General features: G+C 60.1%; 19 protein-coding genes. 5 read left to right on the forward strand and 14 right to left on the reverse strand.

Features of this window, described 5'->3' with window-relative positions; genetic code table 11:
• Window positions 1–11: 11 nt before the first annotated feature.
• The 3 genes from CWC48_RS04645 to CWC48_RS04655 are packed head-to-tail and all read right to left on the reverse strand — an operon-like array spanning window position 12 to window position 2,960.
• Window positions 12–878: a carboxylesterase gene (locus tag CWC48_RS04645; protein ID WP_100491408.1), complete on the reverse strand. Its 867-nt coding sequence runs from the start codon at window positions 876–878 to the stop codon at window positions 12–14.
• Entirely contained in the window at window positions 875–2,269 is a 1,395-nt protein-coding gene (locus CWC48_RS04650) for an aspartate aminotransferase family protein (RefSeq protein WP_078047105.1), read from the reverse strand. The genes CWC48_RS04645 and CWC48_RS04650 overlap by 4 nt, the downstream gene beginning before the upstream one ends.
• Window positions 2,262–2,960 (reverse strand): MtnX-like HAD-IB family phosphatase, encoded by a 699-nt coding sequence (locus CWC48_RS04655; RefSeq protein WP_078047104.1) that lies wholly within the window; start codon window positions 2,958–2,960, stop codon window positions 2,262–2,264. Before CWC48_RS04655 ends, CWC48_RS04650 begins: the two co-directional genes overlap by 8 nt.
• Window positions 2,961–3,188: 228 nt before the next feature.
• On the opposite strand from CWC48_RS04655, the gene CWC48_RS04660 reads away from it, so the two are divergent.
• Entirely contained in the window at window positions 3,189–3,959 is a 771-nt protein-coding gene (locus tag CWC48_RS04660) for a MipA/OmpV family protein (RefSeq protein ID WP_099494163.1), read from the forward strand.
• Window positions 3,960–4,015: 56 nt separating this feature from the next.
• On the forward strand, window positions 4,016–4,882 hold the full coding sequence (locus tag CWC48_RS04665) for a fatty acid desaturase (protein ID WP_099494162.1): 867 nt from the start codon (window positions 4,016–4,018) through the stop codon (window positions 4,880–4,882).
• Window positions 4,883–4,966: 84 nt separating this feature from the next.
• Here CWC48_RS04665 and CWC48_RS04670 read toward each other — a convergent pair whose 3' ends face one another.
• The 5 genes from CWC48_RS04670 to CWC48_RS04690 form a co-directional block, all read right to left on the reverse strand.
• Window positions 4,967–5,371 (reverse strand): EamA family transporter, encoded by a 405-nt coding sequence (locus CWC48_RS04670; protein ID WP_078047101.1) that lies wholly within the window; start codon window positions 5,369–5,371, stop codon window positions 4,967–4,969.
• Entirely contained in the window at window positions 5,368–5,748 is a 381-nt protein-coding gene (locus tag CWC48_RS04675; RefSeq protein ID WP_010212789.1) for a transporter, read from the reverse strand. The genes CWC48_RS04670 and CWC48_RS04675 overlap by 4 nt, the downstream gene beginning before the upstream one ends.
• Entirely contained in the window at window positions 5,745–6,665 is a 921-nt protein-coding gene (locus tag CWC48_RS04680) for an arginase (RefSeq protein WP_078047100.1), read from the reverse strand. The genes CWC48_RS04675 and CWC48_RS04680 overlap by 4 nt, the downstream gene beginning before the upstream one ends.
• Window positions 6,666–6,851: 186 nt before the next feature.
• Window positions 6,852–7,505 carry a DsbA family oxidoreductase gene (locus CWC48_RS04685; protein WP_100491409.1) on the reverse strand — a complete coding sequence of 218 codons (654 nt, stop codon included), beginning with the start codon at window positions 7,503–7,505 and terminating at the stop codon, window positions 6,852–6,854.
• A gap of 55 nt (window positions 7,506–7,560) precedes the next feature.
• Window positions 7,561–8,580, reverse strand: coding sequence for an alpha/beta fold hydrolase (locus CWC48_RS04690; RefSeq protein WP_078047098.1), 1,020 nt, complete (start codon window positions 8,578–8,580; stop codon window positions 7,561–7,563).
• Between the two features lie 179 nt (window positions 8,581–8,759).
• Between CWC48_RS04690 and CWC48_RS04695 the strand changes: the two genes are divergently transcribed.
• Together CWC48_RS04695 and metR are read left to right on the forward strand one after the other, a co-directional pair.
• On the forward strand, window positions 8,760–14,372 hold the full coding sequence (locus CWC48_RS04695) for a dermonecrotic toxin domain-containing protein (RefSeq protein ID WP_256581610.1): 5,613 nt from the start codon (window positions 8,760–8,762) through the stop codon (window positions 14,370–14,372).
• A gap of 78 nt (window positions 14,373–14,450) precedes the next feature.
• Window positions 14,451–15,368 (forward strand): transcriptional regulator MetR, encoded by a 918-nt coding sequence (gene metR, locus CWC48_RS04700; RefSeq protein WP_078047097.1) that lies wholly within the window; start codon window positions 14,451–14,453, stop codon window positions 15,366–15,368.
• 345 nt (window positions 15,369–15,713) lie between these two features.
• Here metR and CWC48_RS04705 read toward each other — a convergent pair whose 3' ends face one another.
• From CWC48_RS04705 to CWC48_RS04730, 6 genes are all read right to left on the reverse strand, one after another.
• Window positions 15,714–16,220 (reverse strand): GNAT family N-acetyltransferase, encoded by a 507-nt coding sequence (locus tag CWC48_RS04705; RefSeq protein ID WP_100491410.1) that lies wholly within the window; start codon window positions 16,218–16,220, stop codon window positions 15,714–15,716.
• Window positions 16,217–16,624, reverse strand: coding sequence for an NUDIX domain-containing protein (locus CWC48_RS04710; RefSeq protein WP_099494158.1), 408 nt, complete (start codon window positions 16,622–16,624; stop codon window positions 16,217–16,219). Before CWC48_RS04710 ends, CWC48_RS04705 begins: the two co-directional genes overlap by 4 nt.
• 47 nt (window positions 16,625–16,671) lie before the next feature.
• Entirely contained in the window at window positions 16,672–18,018 is a 1,347-nt protein-coding gene (locus tag CWC48_RS04715) for an HD domain-containing phosphohydrolase (protein ID WP_078047094.1), read from the reverse strand.
• A 167-nt stretch (window positions 18,019–18,185) separates the two neighbouring features.
• Window positions 18,186–18,458 carry a type B 50S ribosomal protein L31 gene (locus tag CWC48_RS04720; protein ID WP_078047093.1) on the reverse strand — a complete coding sequence of 91 codons (273 nt, stop codon included), beginning with the start codon at window positions 18,456–18,458 and terminating at the stop codon, window positions 18,186–18,188.
• A 100-nt stretch (window positions 18,459–18,558) separates the two neighbouring features.
• Window positions 18,559–19,884 (reverse strand): APC family permease, encoded by a 1,326-nt coding sequence (locus CWC48_RS04725; protein WP_099494157.1) that lies wholly within the window; start codon window positions 19,882–19,884, stop codon window positions 18,559–18,561.
• Between the two features lie 165 nt (window positions 19,885–20,049).
• On the reverse strand, window positions 20,050–20,871 hold the full coding sequence (locus tag CWC48_RS04730; protein WP_100491411.1) for a carbon-nitrogen hydrolase family protein: 822 nt from the start codon (window positions 20,869–20,871) through the stop codon (window positions 20,050–20,052).
• Between the two features lie 93 nt (window positions 20,872–20,964).
• Between CWC48_RS04730 and CWC48_RS04735 the strand changes: the two genes are divergently transcribed.
• On the forward strand, window positions 20,965–21,729 hold the full coding sequence (locus CWC48_RS04735) for a LuxR C-terminal-related transcriptional regulator (RefSeq protein ID WP_078047090.1): 765 nt from the start codon (window positions 20,965–20,967) through the stop codon (window positions 21,727–21,729).
• Window positions 21,730–21,736 lie beyond the last annotated feature (7 nt).

Raw genomic sequence — 21,736 nt, forward strand, 5'->3', positions numbered from 1 at the left:
GTCCTTAAGGCTTATGCCCGCTGTCGATAATCTTGAGGGGCCGGGATGGCCTGGGCATGCTGTTCGACGAACCCCGCACTCAATTCGATCACCCGGCGGTATTGCAGGTCGACGGTGATCATGTGGTAGCAGTTGTCCAACAGGATCTTGGTCACCGGCCCGCCGAGGTGGCGTTCCACGTAATCGGCGTTCCAGCGGCTGGTGATGTCGTCCTCGATAGAGTGCAATACCAGCGCCGGTACGTTGATCGACGGCATGCGTTTTTTGACCACGGCGTTCATCCAGTGCAATTCACGCACTGTCACGCCCTCCATCGTCAACAGGCCCGCCTCGCTGCTTTCGCCTTCCTTCATTTGCCGTTCAACGATGGCGCGCAGGCGTTCATTCTTGATGCCGTAGGGCGGCTTCTCGGTGAAGCGGAACAGGCGTACGCCGAACGGGATACGGATGAGCAACGGCGTGATGAACGCCATTTTGTTGATGCTCCACCCGTCGTACTTGAGCGTGGTGGAATACATCAGCAAACCGGCCACCTGGCCCGGATGCTCCGACGCCAGGTACATCGACATCACCGCGCCCATCGACAAGCCGCCGACAAACACCTGCGCGTGGCGTTGCTTCACGCCCACGAAGGTCTTGCGCACGCCTTCGTACCAGTCCAGCCAGCCCGTGGCCTGCAGGTCACTGTTGTCACCGCAGTGCCCGGCCAGGGTGGGCACGTACACCGTGCAGTTGCCCGCCTTGGCCAGGCCCTTGGCGACCTGGCGCAATTCCGTCGGGGTGCCGGTCAGGCCGTGGATCAACAGGATCCCGACCGGACCGTCACCGAGAACGAAGCCGGCATCACCTTCACCGAGGTCGATCCCGACGCTGTTCACCGGTTGGTCGCCCGCACCAGCAGTTGCTCGAGCAGCTTCAGGCCCAGTTCGATTTCCGGGTAGCTGATTTCCAGGGACGGTGCCAGGGTGATCACGTTCTTGTAGTAACCGCCCACGTCGAGGATCAGCCCGAGTTTCTGGCCGTCCACCACCATGTCGCCCTTCATGCCTTCTTCGACCATGTAGTCCAGGGTCGCCTTGTCTGGCGTGAAACCATCCGGGCCGCAGATTTCACAGCGCAGGGCCAGGCCCAGGCCGTCGACGTCGCCGATGATCGGGAAACGTTTCTGCAGGTCTTGCAGGCCTTCGAGGAAGAATTTGCCCTTGGCCATGACCATCGCGCCGTAGTCGACTTCGTTGGTCATCTTGAACATTTCCAGGCCGACCGCCGTGCCCAACGGGTTGGAGGCGAAGGTGGAGTGGGTGGAACCTGGCGGGAAGACCTTCGGGTTGATCAACTCTTCACGGGCCCAGATGCCACCCAGCGGGTTGAGGCCGTTGGTCAGGGCCTTGCCGAACACGATCACGTCCGGTTGCACGTCGAAGTGCTCGATCGACCACAACTTGCCGGTCCGGTAGAAGCCCATCTGGATTTCGTCGGACACCATCAGGATGCCGTGCTGATCCAGCACCTGCTTGAGTTCACGGTAGAAGTTCATCGGCGGGATCACGTAGCCGCCGGTGCCCTGGATCGGCTCGACGTAAAACGCGGCGTATTCGCTCTGGCCGACTTTCGGGTCCCACACACCGTTGTATTCGGTTTCGAACAGGCGGGCGAATTGCTGCACGCAGTGGCTGCCGTATTCTTCCTTGGTCATGCCTTTAGGGCCACGGAAGTGGTACGGGAACGGAATGAACTGCGCACGCTCGCCGAAGTGGCCGTAGCGGCGACGGTAGCGGTAGCTGGAGGTGATCGACGAGGCGCCGAGGGTACGCCCGTGGTAACCGCCTTCGAAGGCGAACATCAGGCTCTTGCCGTTGGTGGCGTTACGCACCACCTTCAGGGAGTCTTCGATGGACTGCGAACCGCCGACGTTGAAGTGCACGCGACCGTCGAGGCCGAATTTCTTCTTGGCGTCCACCGCGATCATTTCCGACAGCTCGATCTTGCCCTTGTGCAGGTACTGGCTGGCGATTTGCGGCAGCGTGTCGATCTGCTGTTTCAGCGCATTGTTCAGGCGCGGGTTGGCATAGCCGAAATTGACCGCCGAGTACCACATCTGCAGGTCGAGGTAGGCCTGGTCTTCGGTGTCCCACACGTAGGAGCCTTCGCAGCGGCTGAAAATACGGGGTGGTTCGATGTAGTGAACGGTGTCGCCGTAGGAGCAATACTTGGCTTCTTTATCCAGAAGAACCTGGTCTTCGGCGGTAGCGATACGGATATCAGACATGGTGGAAGAGTTCCTGGTTGTCAGCAGTAAAGGAGTTGGCGTTGGCGGCGATGCCTTGTGGCAGCAGCGCCAGCAATGCCGGCACTTCGGCGAAGGTGTCGAAGCGCGCGTGTGGGATGTCGTGGGCCACGCAGTAGTCGGCGAGGCTGCCCTTGGCAAACACAAAGTCGGCGGTGGAGGCCACGCACATGTCGGACTTGCCGTCGCCGATCACCAGCACGCGCTTGTTGCGCGGCGTGGACTTGCACTTGCAGTTGCCGGAGGCGGCACGGCAGGCATCGCTGGCATACGGGAAGTCGATGCGCCAGCTGTTCTGGTCGACCTGGCGCAGGCGGTTGGCGAGGATCGGCAGCAGGGTCACGTAGTTGCGTGACAGAATCCGCGCAATGCCCTGCTCGATGCCGTCGCTGACCACTTCGATGGACGCACCCAGGCCGATCACGTGGTCGACGAAATCCGGGAAGTCCGGGTCGATCTCGACGCTGTCGAAATACGAAAGCAGCTCGGAGGGGGTGGCCTTGATCAGCGCCAGTTGGCGGCTCAGGCATTCGCGTGAACCGATATGCCCATCCAGCCATTCCTGTTCGATGGTTTCCCACTCGGGGCCGGCGAAGCGTTGGAGGACGTTGTCGATGACATCGGTGGGGGTGATGGTCCCGTCGAAGTCACACACGATATGCCATTGGATCATCGTTGTTTACCTTGGAGGAGCGCGCTGTGTGCGCTTGCAAAAAGGTGTAGAGCAGGGACTGTGCCAACTGGCGCAAGCCCAGCGGGGCTGGGGCTTGGCTCGGCTTCGAGGGTGATTTGTGTCGCAGGAGCTACAATTTTTGTAGCTTGCTACAAACAAGATGAGTGCTTGCGCGGGGTCGACGCTTTGCGCGTTCATGCGCACGTAATCAATCAAGGAACAGTGACCATGTTGAGGATCACTTGCGCTGCACTGGCCGGTTTACTGGGCCTCTGGAGCGTTTCGAACGCGGCTCAGGCCGACGGTATCACCGGCGATGTCGGCGCAGGCGTCAGCTACCAGCCCCATGACCCTACCGGCAGCCGCTACGAAACGCGGCCCGTTCCCTACGTCGATCTGGACTGGGGCACTGTCAGCCTGAGTACCGACGACGGCTTGACCTGGAGCGCCTTGGACAGCAACGGTTTTACCGCCGGCCCGTATATCAATTACCTGCAGGGGCGCACGTCGAATGGCTCGCTGCAGGGGTTGCGCAATGTGTCGGACATGGCCGAGGTAGGCGGTTTCGTTCAGTACGCACCGGCTGATTTCTGGCGGGTGTATGCACAGCTGGGCCAGGCCGTCGGCGGCGGCCATTCGCAGAGCGGCGCGCTGGGCAAGGTCGGCGGCGAACTGGGCTACCCGTTGGGCAGCGGTGTGATCGGCAGCAGTGGCCTGGTGGCGCACTTCGCCGATGCCCGCCAAACCCAGACGTTTTTCGGCGTGGATGACAACGAGGCAGCCGCTTCGGGCTTTCGGCCGTACAACGCCAGCGGCGGCTTCCAGAACGTGACGCTGACCCAGAGTTTCGAGTTTCCCCTGGCGGCCAAATGGTCGTTGCTGACCAGCGCGAGCTGGGTGCATCTGGTGGGCTCGGCGGCGGACAGCAGCATCGTCCGGCAGACCGGCGAAGTGAACCAGGGCCAGGTGCAGACGGCCATCAGTTACACATTCGATTGAGGTTGGTCTGGGGTTTGCAATGAGGTGCTGGAATCCATTTTTCCAGGACACTCTTCATGGCTCGCCCCGCTTACCGTCTGCTGCATCACTCGCTCTGGGACCTGGTGCCCATCGCCCTGGGCCTGGCGCATTTCGCCTTTGTCATCTGGCTGGTTGCCGCCTTCCATCGCCTGAGCTGGTGGGCGCTGGTGCCCCTGGCACTGATCTACGCGATCAGCTTGTCGTGGAGCATCAACAGCATCTCCCACAACCAGATCCACAACGCCTACTTCACCCATCGCGCGATGAACCGGGCCTTCGACCTGCTGCTGTCGGTGACCATCGGTTTTTCCCAGACGCTCTACCGCGATATCCACAACCGCCATCACCGTGGTAACGCCGACCTACCGGGGCCGGATGGCACAACCATCGACCCGCTGTCGATCTACCAGCGCGGCCACAATGGCCAACCAGAAAACCCGTGGGCCTATACCTTCCTGAGTTTTTTCCGCGACGATCCCAAGCCGTTCTATGACGAGATGAAGCGCAAACGCCCGGCCGATGCACGCTGGGTCAAAGTCGAGATCATCGTGACGGTGGCGTTCTATGTCGCCCTGGCGTTCTACAACTGGCAGGCGGTGCTGTGGCTGTTGCCGTTCTGGTACCTGGGCCAGTGCCTGTCGTCGCTCAATGGCTACTACGAACACTTCGGCGGCAACCCGGACCTGCCGATTGCCTGGGGCGTGAGTTCCTACAGCGTGCTGTACAACCTGATCTGGATGAACAACGGCTACCACGCCGAGCACCACTACCGACCGAAGATGCACTGGACCAAGGTGAAGGCGTTTCATCGGGAGATTGCCGAGCAACAGCGTGAGGCGGGGGTGAAGCAGCTTCCAGTGTCACACGGGTTGGGCTTTCTGGTGGCGCACAGAAAACCCTGACTCGCCACTAACCCCTGTGGTGAGCAGGCTTGCCCTGCGCGAGGCAAGCTCGCTCACCACAAAAATCAAACCAGGCCAACGTGATCAGTTTTCTTCGCCTTCGGCCAGCAGGGCGATGCCGGCGATAATCACCGCCACCCCCACCCAGTGCAGCGGGCTGATATGTTCCCCCAGCCCCAGCCACGACCCCAGCAACACCACCACAAACACCAGTGAGCTCAGCGGAAACGCCAGGGACAGGCTGCTGCGCCGCAGGATCAGCATCCACACGAAAAACGCGCCGATGTAGCTGGCGATCGCCGCCAGGATCCCGGGGTTGCGCGCCACTTCACCCAGCCACTGCCAGTTGAAATCCATCTGCCCCAGTTGGTCCCCGGCCACTTTGGTAAACAGCTGGCCGGCGCTTTCGGTGCAGATCAACAAGGCCCACAGCACCACCGTGCCGAAGCGCCCGTGCAGCCATCCGGTATTCATCGTTTGCGTACTCATGCCTGGCTCCCTGCAATCGCCACCAACATCACTCCCAAGGTAATCACCAGCGTGCCCAACCAACGGCGGCGGCTGACGGTCTCGCCCAACACCACTTTGCCCGCCAGCACCACCCCGCAATAGGCCAGCGCGGCGGCCGGAAACAAGAGGCTCAAGGGCGCGCGGGACAAGGCTTCGAGCCACACGAAAAATTCGATCGCATAGGCGCCGATCCCGGCCCACAGCAAAGGCGCATTGAACACTTGGCCCCAGAACGCATTCAGGCGAAAGCCGCCGTCCAGCTCGGGTAGACGGTCCAGGCCGATCTTGAAACACAGCTGGCCGATCACATCGAGCACGATGGAAAACGCCACCAGCAACACCACGGTCAAGGTCACGGGAACAGCTCCTCAAACAGATCAATCAAGGCTTCATTGGTGGCAGCGTTACGCTGCAGGTCTTGCGCGCTCCAGCGCTCGGGTGGTGGCTGGTCCGACTTGGCTTCCCAGCGCTTGAACGCGTTGCTGAAGGCCGGCTGGGCGAACTCGCCGCACACATCGATGCCGATGATGCGCTTGCGCGCGGCCAAGGCCCGCAGGGCTTGCAGCAGGTGGGTCAGGCGCATGCCGCCCTGGTCCCAGTTGGTGGCCGCGTCTTCACTGGCAAGCACGTCTTTGTCGAGGGTGATCCAGATCGCTTCGGTGGGCAGGCTGCTGATCATCTGCTCCAGGAAAGCCGCCCAATCCAGCTCGGCCAGGTTGCGCCAGTGCAGGTGGTCTTCCTGCTGACGATGGCCGGCGCCGTCCCCGACCCGCCCCCAGACTTTCGAGGGCGCGTGCTGCCAGGGAAACAGCTGCAAGTGCCCGCGCTTGAGGGCGCCAAGGTTGCCGCCGCGCAGTTGCGGGTTATGCAGGTCATCGCTGCAGGGGCCGAGGGTGACGATGCGTTTGATCGCCGGCATTTTCAGCGCGCGGTTGACCCACGAACCACAGTGGCGCTTGGGCGCAAAGCGAACCCAGTCGGGGTGGTTGTCGAAGTGGATCAGGCTGATCGGTTCTTTGAGATCGGCGAGAAACGCCGGCGTGAGGTGATGGTAATCACCCGAGCCGACAAACAGGATTTCCGGGCGCGCATCCGTGGGCCGGGGCCGTTGGGCCATGCGTTCGGCGAAGCGCTTCCAGGTTTTTTCGGTGGACCACAGGCGCAGCTTGGGGCCCAGGTCGAGTAGGTCGATACGGTGGGCGCGGCCATTGGCCAAACGCCGGGCAATCGGCGCCTGGCCCGTGAGGCTGTGGTCGAGGTCAAGAATGTTCAAGGCAGTGTCCCCTAAGGCTTTAGGGGGTCAATGCAAAGGACGGGCCAGCACTTATTTCAAGAACCATTGAATAACAAATGTGGGAGGGGGCTTGCCCCCGATGGCGGCGTATCAGTCAAGGATGTTCTAACTGATCCACTGTCATCGGGGGCAAGCCCCCTTCCATATTTTGAACTCCGTTCGGCTTTAGTTTTTCGCGTCGTTGATGATCTGGCGAATGGCACCGACAAAGGCTTCCGCTGGCTGGCCACCGCTGACGGCGTACTGGTCGTTGAACACGATGGTCGGCACCGAGCTCACGCCACGGGAGATCCACAGCTGCTCTTGCTCACGCACTTCGGCGGCGTATTCGTCGGAGGCGAGAATCTCGGCTGCGCGTTTGATATCCAGGCCGACACTTTCGGCGATGATCGCCAGGGTGGCGTGGTCGGACGGGTCCTGCCCATCGGTGAAATACGCCTTGAACAGTGCTTCCTTGAGGTTGTACTGCAAACCTTCGAGCCCGGCCCAGTGCAGCAGGCGGTGTGCGTCGAAGGTGTTGTAGATGCGGCTCTGGCCATCGGTGCGAAAGGCAAAGCCCAGCTCGGCGCCCATGTCGCGGATGCGCGCACGGTTGGCCTGGGATTCTTCAGCGGTGGAGCCGTATTTCTCGGTGATGTGCTCGACGATGTTCTGACCGATGGCAGGCATGTTCGGGTTCAGTTCGAACGGTTGGAAATGGATCTCGGCCTGCACCTCGGCGCCAAGCTGGTCAAGGGCTTCGGTCAGCCCGCGCAGGCCAATGATGCACCAGGGGCAGGACACGTCGCTGACGAAATCGATTTTCAGGGGAGTACTCATGACAGGCAACCTCGCAGGCGCAAATGGGCCACAAAGGTTGCACGATACACCAATGTCACAGCAGCTTCGAAGGGCCGACCGGATCGATCTGCGCCCAGTGCGCGGCATCTTCGCGATGGGCTTGCAGGTACGGCAGCACTGCCGCCAGCAACGGCGCCTTGAACGCTTCCTGGAAACGATGGGCCAGGCCGGGGATCAGTTTCAACTGGCTGCCTTGTATATGCGCCGCCAGGTGCACGCCGTGCATCACCGGCAGCAGCGGGTCGGCGGTACCGTGCACCACCAGCGTCGGCACGCGCAATTGGTTGAGCAAGGGCACGCGGCTCGGCTCGGCGAGGATCGCCATGATCTGGCGCTTCACGCCGTCCGGGTTGAAGGCCCGGTCGTAGGACAGCGCCGCCTGGTGCAGCAAGGCCTGGCGATCATCCTTCACGTTCGGGCTGCCCAGTGCGGCGAGCAGATCCGCCTGTTGCTCCAGCGCCACTTCACGGTTCGGCGCGCTGCGCCGCGACAGCAATTGCACCAGCGCCGCATTCGGCGCCGGCAGGCCTTCGGCACCGGAACTGGTCATGATCAGCGTGAGGCTCTCGACCCGCTGCGGCGCCATGGCGGCCAGGTGCTGGGCGATCATCCCGCCCATGCTCGCGCCCAGCACGTGGAATTGCTCGATCTGCAAGGCGTCCATCAAACCGATGGCGTCATCGGCCATGTCAGTCAAGGTATAGGGCGCCGCCACTGGCAGGCCAAGCTTGTAGCGCAGCACCTCGAAGGTCAGGTTGGCGCTCGCAGGCGCCTGGCGCCACGTGGACAGGCCGACGTCGCGGTTGTCATAGCGGATCACCCGGAAACCTTGCTGGCACAGGGCGACGACAACTTCGTCGGGCCAGTGGATCAACTGCCCACCCAGGCCCATCACCAGCAGCAAGGCCGGATCGGACGCACGGCCGATGCTCTGGTAGGCGATGCTCACCTGAGCCAGGTCGACCGTTTGGGTCGGGACATTGACGTCACATCGAGAAGCCGCAAAAGACGGCAGGCCGAACAGTAGAGCGGCCAGTAAAAGCAACACGCGCATGAAAAACACCGAAACGCAGAACCCCAGTAGAGCGCGAGTCTGATGAAGTTTGTTCAAGCGCGCTGCCACACTTGCGTGACAGTTTGATGAAGCCCGCTCAACGGTCGTCCGCTATTTATATCCCACCCTGGGTCATGGCCATCGCTCTCTAATCCCTCTTAAATGAAGGAGCGACCCCCATGACCAACATCCAAGACCTCAACGTGTACGAGTTCGGACTATCACACCTGCTTTTGCCGGCGAGCATTGACGAAAACCTGCTGCTGGACGCCACACAACGCTGGCAACGTTGCTACGAAGACATGCGCGAGTTGATGGCTGGCACGCCATCGGTACGCACAGTGATCAACCAGATGCTCCAAGAACACTTGACGCTGGACGGCGAGCGCGTTGGGCTGAGGTTCCTGGCAACTGAAGCGCGTAGTTCAAGCATCATCTCCCTGTACGAAGCCTGCCTTTACATGCAACAGCATCCCTCTTTGGATACGAGCCAAGTACCCGAGGGCCAACTCATCCACCTACCGGCCAACCACCGTTTTTCAGGCTATACGGTGCCCATGTTGCTCGATGAGCTCAAAGGGTTGGATCTGGAGCAGGCAATCAAGGATGCCTGGACCCGGCACTTTTTAAACAACCGAGCGCCCCGCCAACCGGTTTCATGTCATGCAAGGGCGACCGAACTGTACAAGATCCACTTCGAGGCCTCGGGCGATGTACTGCTGGCCCAAGGCTCGATAAATGCCACGGCGCTCAACCCGATGTTTGCCCTTATTGATCCCCTCCTGGCAGCACCTGGAAGCGAAAATATCTGCATCGAACACATCGTGCTAAAGCGCCCCGCTGCCGATGCACGCGTCTTGCCTGGGTCATGGGTGTTTACCCTTGATACCGACCAGCCGGTCAGCCAGTTGCTGTACTTACCCGCACATCAACCGGCCTGGCGCACGTTCGCCAAACGTACGGACATGGAGCGCTGGTTGATCGATCAGCAACAAGCCTTGTTTTCGACTTCGAACTCCGATCCCCTCGCTACCATTGACTATCGTCTCAAGACCAGGCCGCTGGAAACCGGTATCAGCGCCTGGCTGAATCTATTGGCCGAGGCCCAATATCACGAAGCGATCAAGCCCGTCCCCGGTTTCGAAATCGATAATGCCAACATGGCACGACTGCCCATCGAAGCATTTGATAAACAGCGCCAGAGCCAATCACTGTTTGCCCTGGCACCTGAACAGCCGAAACCCACCCCCCTTGAGGAGGAGATGCTCTCGCAGTTCGGCCAGCTCTACCCAAGCCTGCCATTGAGCCAACGCCAGGCCCAAGTGCTGCAACAACGCACCGCCCTGGACGGCCTGCTCGACAAAGATGATGCTGTAACCAACCGCAAAACGCGCTTGCAGCAATTCCAGCAGCAACTCGATGATTTGCGAGTACAACAGGACGCATCAGCCGTCGCAGCACGCCTCATGCTGAAAAGACGCACCCACGATGTGGCAACCCTCAATACCCAATTTACCGCTCTTTACAATGCGCGCGTAGCGGGGCTAAGAATCGAAGCGCAAATTCAGCATGCGTTGAACCAAATCAGCGCCGATGAGCTGAAACTGCTGGAGGTCATCCTTGATTCGCCCGTGGCCGAAGAGCGATTCATTGAAGTAGCGGTCTGTTCGATGAGCCTCTCGGTCACCGAACAGACCAATACCACCAAAAAAATCACTGAGAGCGAGCTCAAAGGACCGCTGGTATTCACTGCCGCAACCGGCTTGAAATTACCGTCGACATCCGCCGCCAGTTACTTGGTTTACTGGCCGGGCACTGGCGGGGGCTTGCAACGCTTCGCGTCCCGACAAGCACTGCAAGGAGCCTTGTTCAACATCGCGCCCCAGGACGACCGGCTTGCCTTGGCGCTCAAGGAGCTGACCGACAACCCCTTCGAACACAGCCTCAGACTTCAGCAAGTCAATTTTGAGGAACGTGCGGCGCAGTTGCGCTTGACCTATGCCACCCCGGACGATGCCGACAAACTGGTCGAACGCCTGGAAAAATTACGCGAAGAAACCTTCGAAATGCTCGTGGTGCCCGAGCACAGCGCCCGCGAAGCGGCGTTTTTGGAAATCGTGGAGCAGAACAACAGCAGCCATCTGGCGGCAAGCATCCCGACCTGGCTGGACAAACAAACCGAGGAACAGCGGGAACTGCTCAGGACTCGGCTCAAGGCTTACATTCCCGCACTCAAGCGCTCCCAGGCCTTGCTCGACCAATCTCTGCCCTCACGGGATGAATTCGTCAGGCTTAAGATCGATTCACGCTTGCGCAAAGACTTCTCCATCACCCAGGATTTTACCGTAGAAGTGGACCTGCCTGATTCGACAAGGGATATCCGAGATCCCGTAACCGGCGGCAGCGGAGTGGGCGGAACCCCAATCAAGATAATCACCGCACCCAGCCTGAAACGCAGCAAGATGTCGCTTGATGAACTGGCCGTGAGGAACATCGACAGCAGCATGGGCAAGCGGCTGCACTACATGACCCTGGACGTGACGGCTGACAACACCGCGGAGTTCGACAGGCTCAAGGCGGGTATAGACGCTGCCTACCTGGTCAAGATGGTCCAGGACCTCAACCTGGCCAACGCCTACGAAACGCGAATAGTCCAAGCCTTCAGAGGTACCTCCCAGGAGTCGGCATTCCAGTTGAACTACCGCCGTGAATGCCTGACGGAACCACTGCGCTTGATGCTCCAGACTCAAGGCCAGTTGGCGTTCATGCAAAACCATATCAACGCTGACGAGCGCCTGGTGTGGGACACCGCGATCGACGCCGATACGCAGCAAGCATGGGAGGTCGGCACCCAACGTATTGCCCTACTGCCGGCAATACTGGTCGATGACAGCGACACTAACCGCTATGGCACAGTCACTCTCTCAGGTATCAACTTCATTCAGGAAAAAATCTCCGGGATGACGTTACTCTACCTGCCCGATGCGCCGGATGATCGATGCTTGCAGCGCTTCGACAGCCTGGAACTGGCGCGCAGGAAACTGTTTGACCTCTGCAGTATCGACACCATGGCCGAGTACGTGGCAAGCCGTGCCTTGACAGGAGAGCTCCAGTCTCACCTCAACCGCATTGACCAGGCCACGGTCAAACACTATGACGCGATCATCGGTGTCGGCTCCCCCTGGCCAGTCACTACTTCGCTGGCAGCTCATCAATTGGATGCCCACATGGGACGCCTGATCGAGAGCAATCGACAGTACGCTCGCTCCAATGAGGACCTGGCGGATGAGAAATACGCGCTCAAATCAGGTGGTCTGTTCAACGGCATCAAAATCGCGGTGAGTTTTCTTCCACTGATTGGCACCGCGGTTTCCCTCGTCGATGCCACCACTAGCCTTTACGCTGCTGTCGATGCCCTCAGGAAAGGCGACATGCACCACGGCATCGAGCAACTGGCCTCGGTGTTCGAATGCCTGGTGTATGCAGGCATGGACGCGCTGACCTTTGCCGCCGTGCCTGCGGCACGGCCCAACACCGCCAAAACGTTGATGCTGCAGCGCCAACTCAAACACATACTGCGCCCTGACTTCTGGCGCAACCTGAAGTCACGCCAGGCGAAAACCCAAGTTCATCGTTTCGCCGGCTACGAATTCGATCAACTACTCGAGCTCGGCAGCCTGCAAGCAGTGCAAACCGGTCCTTATCGCCACACGCTACGGCATACATCCGGCGAGCATTTCATCGCGGACGGTGGACGTTACTTCAAAGTGAAGTTTGAACCAACAGCCCATGAAATGCGGCTGGTCGCCAATGGAAAAACCTACTCGCCGGTCATTGCCTTTGACGAAGCGCAGCAATGGAACACTTACTCGGCGCTGCATGGCGGCTATCTCACCGGGTATAGCGGCGGCAGCCGACGAGGACAGGGAACATCGCGTGCGGGTTCGCGCGTGCCAGCCGCTGTGGAGCAGCAGACTCCGCCAGCGGTAGCCACCGTACACACGCAACGCCAGGCAACACTCAACGATCTTGATAGGCTCTCCAAAAAGCTCGGCGCACAAGTTGAAGTGACCAACCGCGATACGATGAGATTGGACAACGAATTCAGTACCGCCACCACCGCGACAGGCACGACATCGAGGCACCAAGCGACCAAGGCACTGGACCTGCGCTTGACCGAAGACGCAGACCTCGCCAAACAGGTATACGCGTTGAATCAAACAGCCGCCGGGTTCCTAGGCAGTACGTTGCAGCAGACCGTCGCCAAAAGTCAAAACTGGGCGGCCATGATAGTGGGCAATCGTTACGCGCTTCAGGCATTGAACGCCAAGCGACGAATACTTGGCTTGCAGGGGGACTTTACGCAGTTAAAGAACCGCATGAAGGCAATGTCCCCCGACGGCGCTGAATACCTGCACGCTGAAAAAGTGCTCAAGCAATATCGAATTGAAATGCTTGATGAGCTGAAACAGGTAGAAATCATGCTTGGAGAAGTGACTGGCTGGTTGGACCGCATAACTATCCCGTCCATGAGGGCAGAAGTGACCAAGTTTGCATCGCCGTTGCAGATAATTTTCACCGAGCACCGTACGCAGCTGGCAAAGGCCGAAATGTTGTTGGAACTCCTGCGTGCTGAACGCCAACCGGGGAACCCTAGCTGGATCTATCAAGAAAGGGTGTTGGAACTGGCCACCGACAAACTGAAACGCACCATCGCCGCCCACCGGGAACTTCCCACGGCCAACATCAGTAAGGCCCAGCGCAACCAAGTGCTAAGCAACACCCTCGAGGCTTATGAGCTGTTTCACCTCGATCTGACAACCTGGAACGCCATGTCACCCAGCCACTTTGACGCGAACTATGTTTCACAGATGCTGGACTCCCTGACCCAACTCATGGAGCGAGCACGCAAGGGCATAAAAAAAGCCTACACCGCCCCCCAGGCAGAACACACCAAAACGCTCTTTGAAACCGAGGATGGACAGGTTCTGGTGGGCACTGAGAAACCGGCGCAACAGCAATCACCGAGACAATTTATTGTGGAGGACAGCGAGGGCAAACCTGTGGAGGTGTGGGAGCAAATGTCCGGCAGCCAGCGATACCGCTTGAACGCCGAGCTGAGCCAGCCCAAGACTCAGCCCCCGGCGCTGCCTAGCGACCTGCCGACCATGGTGACCGAAGCCCAGGCCCGTTTAGCCGCCGTGGATGCCTTCGAAAACAAAGTCCGCGCTTACCAAACGATGGAACCGATCAACCTTGAGCACATGTTAGTCAGTGAAGCCGAGGCCTTGGAACTTCGAGCCAACCAGCTACAAGGCCTATCCCCCACGCACCCACTAATCGAACAACTGCGCAGTCGGGCAACCCCCCTCAGGCCCGCCGGACAAGCCCTGCGTATCGAGCGTACGCTGGCCAGCAAGAAACCGACCGAAGGCTATCTGGACTACTTGATGGAACACAATCGCGTTGAGATCCGCAAAGTCGGCATTCGCCGCGGGCAGACACAAAAACGCCCCGACGGAGAAACCGACTACTTTCAGGAATATTCCATTCACGACACAGCCAGGCCGCAGGACGCGCCAAGCTGGTTCGCCCACTTTCACTACGTGAAGGCCGACTCAGCGTTCGATACCTTTGCCAAAGCGCACCTGAAAATCGCTGCGGAACGGTATCGGGGTCTGCACTGGCAAATGAAGAAGAGCGGCAAGGGTGTGCAATTCGCCGACCTGACTATATGGCGCGGCAATATCGGCAAATACTATGCAAAGAAACACTTCGAAGCCCTGAACTGATTTAAATCACGCAACGGCCAACATGAATAGTTTTCAATGTTTTATCATTAAGCACAAAATTCATTCATGGAGGCCGCCGTGCTGGAAATCCGTCATCTCAAAACCCTGCACGCCCTGCGCGAAGCCGACAGCCTGGTGGAAGCCGCCGAGCGCCTGCACCTGACGCAGTCGGCGCTGTCCCACCAGTTCAAGGAGCTGGAAGAACGCCTGGGCATGCCGCTGTTCGTGCGCAAGACCAAGCCGCTGCGCTTCACCAGCGCCGGCCTGCGCCTGCTGCAACTGGCCGACGCCACCCTGCCGCTGCTGCGAGGTGCGGAACGCGACATCGCCCGGTTGGCCGGCGGCACTGCCGGGCGCCTGCACATGGCGATCGAGTGCCACAGCTGCTTCCAGTGGCTGATGCCGACCATCGACCAGTTCCGCGATGCCTGGCCGGAAGTCGAACTGGACCTGGCCTCCGGCTTTGCCTTCGCGCCGCTCCCAGCCCTGGCCCGCGGCGACCTGGACCTGGTGGTGACCTCCGACCCGCTGGAGTTGCCCGGCATTACCTACGTGCCGTTGTTCACCTACGAAGCCATGCTCGCGGTCGCCAACCAGCACCCGCTGGCGCACAAACCATACGTCGTGCCGGAAGACCTGCTGACCGAAACCCTGATCACCTACCCGGTCGAGCGCGACCGCCTGGACATCTTCACCCGCTTCCTCGAACCCGCCGACGTAGAACCGGCCCAGGTGCGCACCTCGGAACTGACCGTGATGATGATGCAATTGGTGGCCAGCGGCCGTGGCGTGTGCGGCATGCCCCATTGGGCGCTGCACGAATACAGCTCGCGCGGTTACGTTAAAGGCAAGCGCCTGGGTGAGAAAGGCTTGTTTGCAACGCTGTACGCGGGGATTCGCGCAGACATGCTGGATGCGCCGTATATGCGCGACTTCCTGCTGACCGCCAAGGACACCTCATTCTCCACCCTCGATGGGGTCAGCGCGGTACGCTGAACCCTGCACCGCCTCGTAAACGAAGAAATCGCCTGGGTGTGCCTGAGGTACCGAGGTGCCTGCATCGCCGGCAAGCCAGCGCCTACAGTTAGATCGTGGGGTGACAGTTAGATTGTGGTCGTCTGCCGGGCCGCCTTCGCAGGCAAGCCAGCTCCCACATTTTGATCGTGGGGTGACAGTTAGATTGTGGTCGTCTGCCGGGCCGCCTTCGCAGGCAAGCCAGCTCCCACATTTTGATCGTGGGGCAACAGTTAGATAGGGGTCGTCTGTTAGGCTTCCTCACCTCAGGTGCAGCGTTGTGCAGATACCTATGGCTATCGCCGGCAAGCCTGCCACAGTCGGAAATCACTGGTGCTGCAATTCGCGCCACATGTGGATCTTGTCAAAGTAATCGACCCCCACCCGCACCGCCAGCGGCTCCAGGCCGTACTGGATGAACCCGCAGCGCTGGTACAACGCAAAGGCGGCATCATTGCCGGCAGTGACCGTCAGTTGAATCACCTTCAGGCGCGGATACTGGCGCGCCTCAGCCAACGCCGCTTCGACCAATTGACGGCCCAGCCCCTGCTGCTGGTAAGCCTGGGTCACGTACATGCCGAACAAAGTCACTTTGTGCCGTGCCTTCTCCCGCGGCTCGAACGCCAAGCCGACAATGCCGGCCAGTTCATCCCCTTCAAAAGCCCCCAGCAACCGGTCCAGTTGGCTGCTCAAGCGCTTCTCCCACCAACTCAAGGGCATCGCGGCACGCTCCGCCACGCTGGAAGTGAACGCCTGGGGATAGGCGCCATACGCCTCCAGCATCAACGCCCGATAAGCCTCGGCGTCGCTGGCCTCCAGCGTGCGGATGCTCATGCCGTCAGCGATGCACGATAAAACGGCAGGATCAGATCCCGCGTCAACGGTGCCAGGACCAGGCCTCCGTCGCCAGCCGGGTCGATCCAGCGCACTTCTTCGATCTCCGCCGCCGGGCTCACCGGCACGTCAATCTGCACTTGGAACAGCTCGGCTTCCACGGTAAAACCCGGCTCATTGACCGCCGGTGCGGAAAACTTGCCAAGGTAGACCGCCGCGCCGGGCTCAATGCGCAGGTTCAGTTCTTCGTGCAGCTCACGGGCCAGCGCGTCGGCAGGTTGCTCACCCGCGTCGATCTTGCCGCCAGGTTGCATGAAGGCTTGCGTGCCGCGCTTGCGCACCAGCAGGGTCTGGCCGTCGCTGCCGATCAGGAGGGCGGCGGCGATGCGGATGGTGGAGGGCATGTACAGTCTTCCTTGAAGGCAAAGATGTAAGGATCACATGAAGTGCCTTAACCGGAAAGCAATGCCTCGTCGGTGTCCTTGATAAACACGCTGTACCGTGCCCCTTCCATGGTCTCAAAGGCAATCAACTTATCCACCAATGGCAGGTTCAACACCTTGCCGGCATTGAGCAGCAGCATGCCGTTGTCCGCATTGAGGTTGCGCGCCAGCACCATGCCCTCTGCCAGTTCCCGGGTGCCGAGCACTTTGACGTTGGGATCGCCCAGGGTCACGTCATTGAGGTAAGTGGCGCAGACCAGCACAAAGTCTTCGACCATCACCGGGTCGTACAGCCGCCCGGCGTATTTGCGGATGTACAGCAGCGCTTCGTCGCTGTTCATCTGCCGCTCCAGGATCAGGCCTTTTTGCAGTTCGATAAAATCCACCGCCAGTTTCAGCAAACGCGAGCCGGCGGGAATCGCTTCACCCTTGAGGTGGTCAGGGAAACCGCTGCCGTCCCAGCGTTCCTGGTGATGGCGGATAAGCCGCGCGGCGTCTTTCATCGGCTCCAGGGTCATCAGCAGCGACTCGCTCTGGGTGGCGTAGGCGCGATAGCGTTCACGGTCGCTGCTGTGCAGCAGGTCCGAGGGCGACGCCATCATGCTGTCGCTCCAGCTCAGCTTGCCGATGTTGTAGAGCGCGGCGGCCATGGTCAGGTCGCGGTTGCTGGCGGAGTCCACGCCATGGGCCACACACCAGGTGCGCACCAGTTCGATGATCTGCCGGTTGGTCTGTTTGGCGCGCGGCAGGCGCAGGTTGGCCAGCAGCGAAAACACTTCGGTGCCGGTGGCGTAGCTGTGCTTGAGCTCTTCGTAGGCCAGATCGAGCATGTCGGCGGTTTGCTGCAGCTCGCTGGTGCGCGCGGCCACGCGTTTTTCCAGGGTGGCGTTGAGCTGCTTGAGTTCGTCGTTCTGCTGCTGGATCAGTTGTTCAAGGCGCAGGCGCTCCAGCTCGGAATGCTGATGCGCCAGGGATTGGCGCAGCGCCAGCAACAATTCTTCATCCTTCCAGGGCTTGCTCAGGTACCGGTAGATTTCACCTTCGTTGATGGCCTTTACGATCAGCGTCAGGTCGGTCTCGCCTGTCAGCAGGATGCGCACGGTGTGGGGGTAATGCTGGTGGACATGCGCGAGCAATGAGGCGCCGTCCATGTCCGGCAGGCGCGCGGCGCTCATCACCAGGTCGACGGGTTGGCTGGCCAGGATGGCCAGGGCATCGGCAGCGCACGTGGCGCTGTGCAGGTCGAAGGGTTCCAGTTGCAGCAGTTGCGTAAGGCGTTGGAGCACGTCGGGGTGGGCGTCGATCAACAGCACCACGGCACGTCTGGCATCGGTAAATGTAACTGACTCTCCCATGGGACACCTCGGATCGTCGGTGTGCATTCCTTAGGGTCCGGTCCTGCCTTCCTGGCTATTACTGAGGAGTTTAGTCGGTTTTTTGCAAAATAATGGCTTTACGATATCAGCGCAAAAAAAAGCCGCTCCAGAAACCGGAGCGGCCTTCGAGGTGAAGCACGTGATAGTCACGCCTCGGCTTTTTTCGGGCTCGAGCCAAACGAAGCGAAACGCTTGTTGAACCCGGCGATCCGGCCTTCGGCCTGGGTCTTGCGCTGTTGGCCGGTGTAGATCGGGTGCGAGGCGCTGGAAACGTCCAACGGGATATACGGGTACGTGTTGCCGTCGCTGTGTGTGTGGGTGCGATCGCTGTCGGCGGTGGAGCCGATCAGGAAGAACACGTCGGCGGCGGTGTCATGGAACAGCACGGTGCGGTAGTCGGGATGGATACCAGCTTTCATAAGGCCTCCGGGGCGTCTGGGTGCATTTAATGTGTTATACAGTAACACAAATCATGCGCCCAAACGAGAACCGATTGCAATAAGAATAGGCCCACAGCTTCTATGCAGTTTCCTGAAAGTCCATTTCCGGTGGCTGTTGCGAGAATCCGCGCGTCAGCACACCCAGGTAAACCAGGCCGATCGCCAACCACACCAGGCCCAGGTAGATCGCCAGGTGATCGAGGCTGACCATCAACCACAGATCCGCCAGCAGGCCGATGGCCGGGAACACCAGGAACAGGATCAGTTCCCGCACGCCGCGCTGCTTGGCCCCGATCCAGTAGTGAAAGATCACCGAGAGGTTCACCAGGCTGAACGCCAGGAACGCACCGAAGTTGATGAACGAGGTGGAGGTGGTCACGTCCAGCTTCAGCGCCAACAAGGCCACGACTGCACACAGCAGGATGCTGTTGACCGGCGTGCCGAAACGCGCATGCAAGGTGCCGAAGAACGACTTGGGCAACACGCCGTCGCGGCCCATGGCAAACAACAAGCGCGAACCACTGGCCTGGGCCGAAAGCCCCGAGGCGAACTGGCCGACGATCAGGCCGATCAGGAAGATCGACACAAACAGGTCGCCACCGATGTTGCGCGCAATCTCGTAGGCCGCCGAATCCACATCGGCAAATTCGAACGACGGATGCGCGACCTGCACAAAATACGACACACCGACGAAGATCAGCCCGCCGATCAAGGTGATCAGCATGATCGCCCGGGGAATGGTGCGGCGTGGGTCGCGGGTCTCTTCAGTGAGGGTACTGACCGCGTCAAAGCCCAGGAACGAATAACAGGCAATCGCAGCCCCGCTCATGATCAGTGGCATTTGCATCTGGCCATTGAAGAACGGCGTGATCGTCCACAGCGGCGTGCTCGCATCGCCACCGATGTAGTGGATGCACAACGCGACAAACGCAATCAGCACCAGAAACTGCACCAGCATCAGCAGCGCGTTGATGCCGTTGGCGAGTTTCAGGCCGATGATATTGATCGCCGTGGTGATGCCGATGAACGCCAGCACCCAGACCCACTGCGGCACGGCGGGGAATGCCGAATGCAGGTATGCCGCGCCGATCAACCAGATCGCCATCGGGAGGAACAGGTAGTCGAGCAACACCGCCCAACCGGCGATGAATCCCAATTTGGGGCTGATCGCCTTGCGCACATAGCTGTAGGCGGAACCGGCCACCGGGAAGGCCGAAGCCATGCGCCCGTAGCTCATGGCGGTGAAGAACATCGCCACCAGGGCGGCCAGGTAAGCGGCGGGGACCATGCCGGCGGTGGATTGCGCCAGGATGCCGAAGGTGCCGAGCACAATGATCGGCGTCATATAGGCGATGCCAAACAGCACCACCGACCCTAACGACAGGGTGCGTTGCAAACGAGCCATGAGCGATTCTCCGCTGATTTATTAGATTTATGGCAGAACTGAAGTCGATGAAGCGGATGCACTAATTGTTATGGTGTACGGCGCCCTCTGTAGGCGCCCGGCTTGCCGGCGATCGCAATTTCAAAGCCGCCATCACCGGCAAGCCGGGCGCCTACAGGGGTTGTGTCAGTTTTTCGGGATCAGCAGCTCACGCGTCCCATCGCTGCGCTCGATCACCTCGCCGGGCAGTTTCATGCGCTGGTCGTCGAGGTAGCGGTAGTCCTTGTGCGCCGCCTCCAGTTGGTCGAGATCCAGCTCGACCGTGAATTGCCCTTCGTCACGCCCGGCTTCGAACAGCAACGTACCGAACGGGTCGACCAAGGCGCTGCCACCGGCGAACACCAGGCCGCCGTCGCCCTCTTCCACGCGGTTGACCATCAGCGCGAACACCTGGTTTTCCTGGGCACGCGCCATGATCGCGGTACGGTGCGTGGGGCCGTAAGGGTCCATGTTGCCGTTGGTGACGATCAGCAATTCAGCGCCCGTTTGCGCCAGGGCGCGGGCGGTTTCCGGGAACTCGATGTCGTAGCAGATCAGCAGGCCGACGCGCATACCGTTCCACACACAGGTGGGGTAACGGTCGCCCGGGTTGAACACGCCACGCTCTAATGGCCACAGGTGAGTCTTGCGATAGCGCAAGGCAATGCCTTCGGGGGTGATCAGCAAGGTGGTGTTGTAGAATTGGCCGCCGTCGTTCTCGGCGATACCGATCACCACCGCAATGTTGCGCGCGCGAGCCGCCTCGATAACGGCGCTCACGGTGGGGCCATCCAGGGGCTCGGCGATGTCGGCGACGGTTTCAGCCGAGGGAAAGCCCGTCAGGTGGGTTTCCGGGAATACGATCAGTTGCGTATCGTCGGCGCAGGCAACGATTGCCGCCAGGGCGCGCTCAAGGTTGTAAGCTGTGTCGTTATCACGACCGGCCAGTTGGGCGAATTCGACCTTCATGGGTATTCCTTGTTCTTTATCTGTGTCGCAGTATGCGCAGCCAATACCCGCCAGGGAATTACGCGGCCGGGGTAACACGTTAGGGGTAGATCAATGACCATGTCGCTGCAGGACATCGCCTGGCACCGCGCGGTGGGGCAAATGATAGACGCCCTCGACCAGCCCAACTTCTGGACTCAGCTTGTCCGCTTGCTGGACCAGTACGTGCCGTTCGACAGTTGGGTGGTGTTGCTATTCAGCAGCGAACACCGCCCCCTGGTGTTCGCCGAATGCCCCGGTGCCGACGGTACGCCAGACCAGCTGTTCCAGGACTACCTCAATGGCCTGTACCTGCTCGACCCCTTCTACATTGCCAGCCGCGAACACTCGCGCACCGGCTTGTTTCGACTGGCGGAAGTCGCGCCGGAGCACTTCGAACTCACCGAGTACTACCAGCGCTACTTCCGCCTTAACGTGGTCGCAGATGAAATCCAATTTAATTGCCATCTGCCGGATGGGCGTACGCTATGCCTGTCGTTGGGTTTGAAGCAGCGTTTCGACCAGGCGCAGATTGCCCTGCTGTCGCTGATTCAACCCTGGGTGCTGAGCCTGCTGCGCCAACGCTTGCCCTATGAACTCAACCAGGTCAGCACCCCGCAGCCGCCGATCCAGAATGATGATTGGGGCGCGCAACTCACCGCCCGCGAGCTGGATGTAGGCCGCTTGATGCTCAGCGGTTGCTCCAGCAAGGAAATCGCTCGTAAGCTGGAAATCTCTGTTGAAACCGTGAAAGTCCATAAGAAACACATCTACAGCAAGCTAGGGATCAAATCCCAGTCGGAGCTGTTCTCGATCTTTCTACAGGCGCAAAACGCCTGATTGAGCC

It is taken from the genome of Pseudomonas sp. S10E 269, assembly GCF_002798465.1.
Classification (GTDB): Bacteria; Pseudomonadota; Gammaproteobacteria; order Pseudomonadales; family Pseudomonadaceae; genus Aquipseudomonas; species Aquipseudomonas pergaminensis.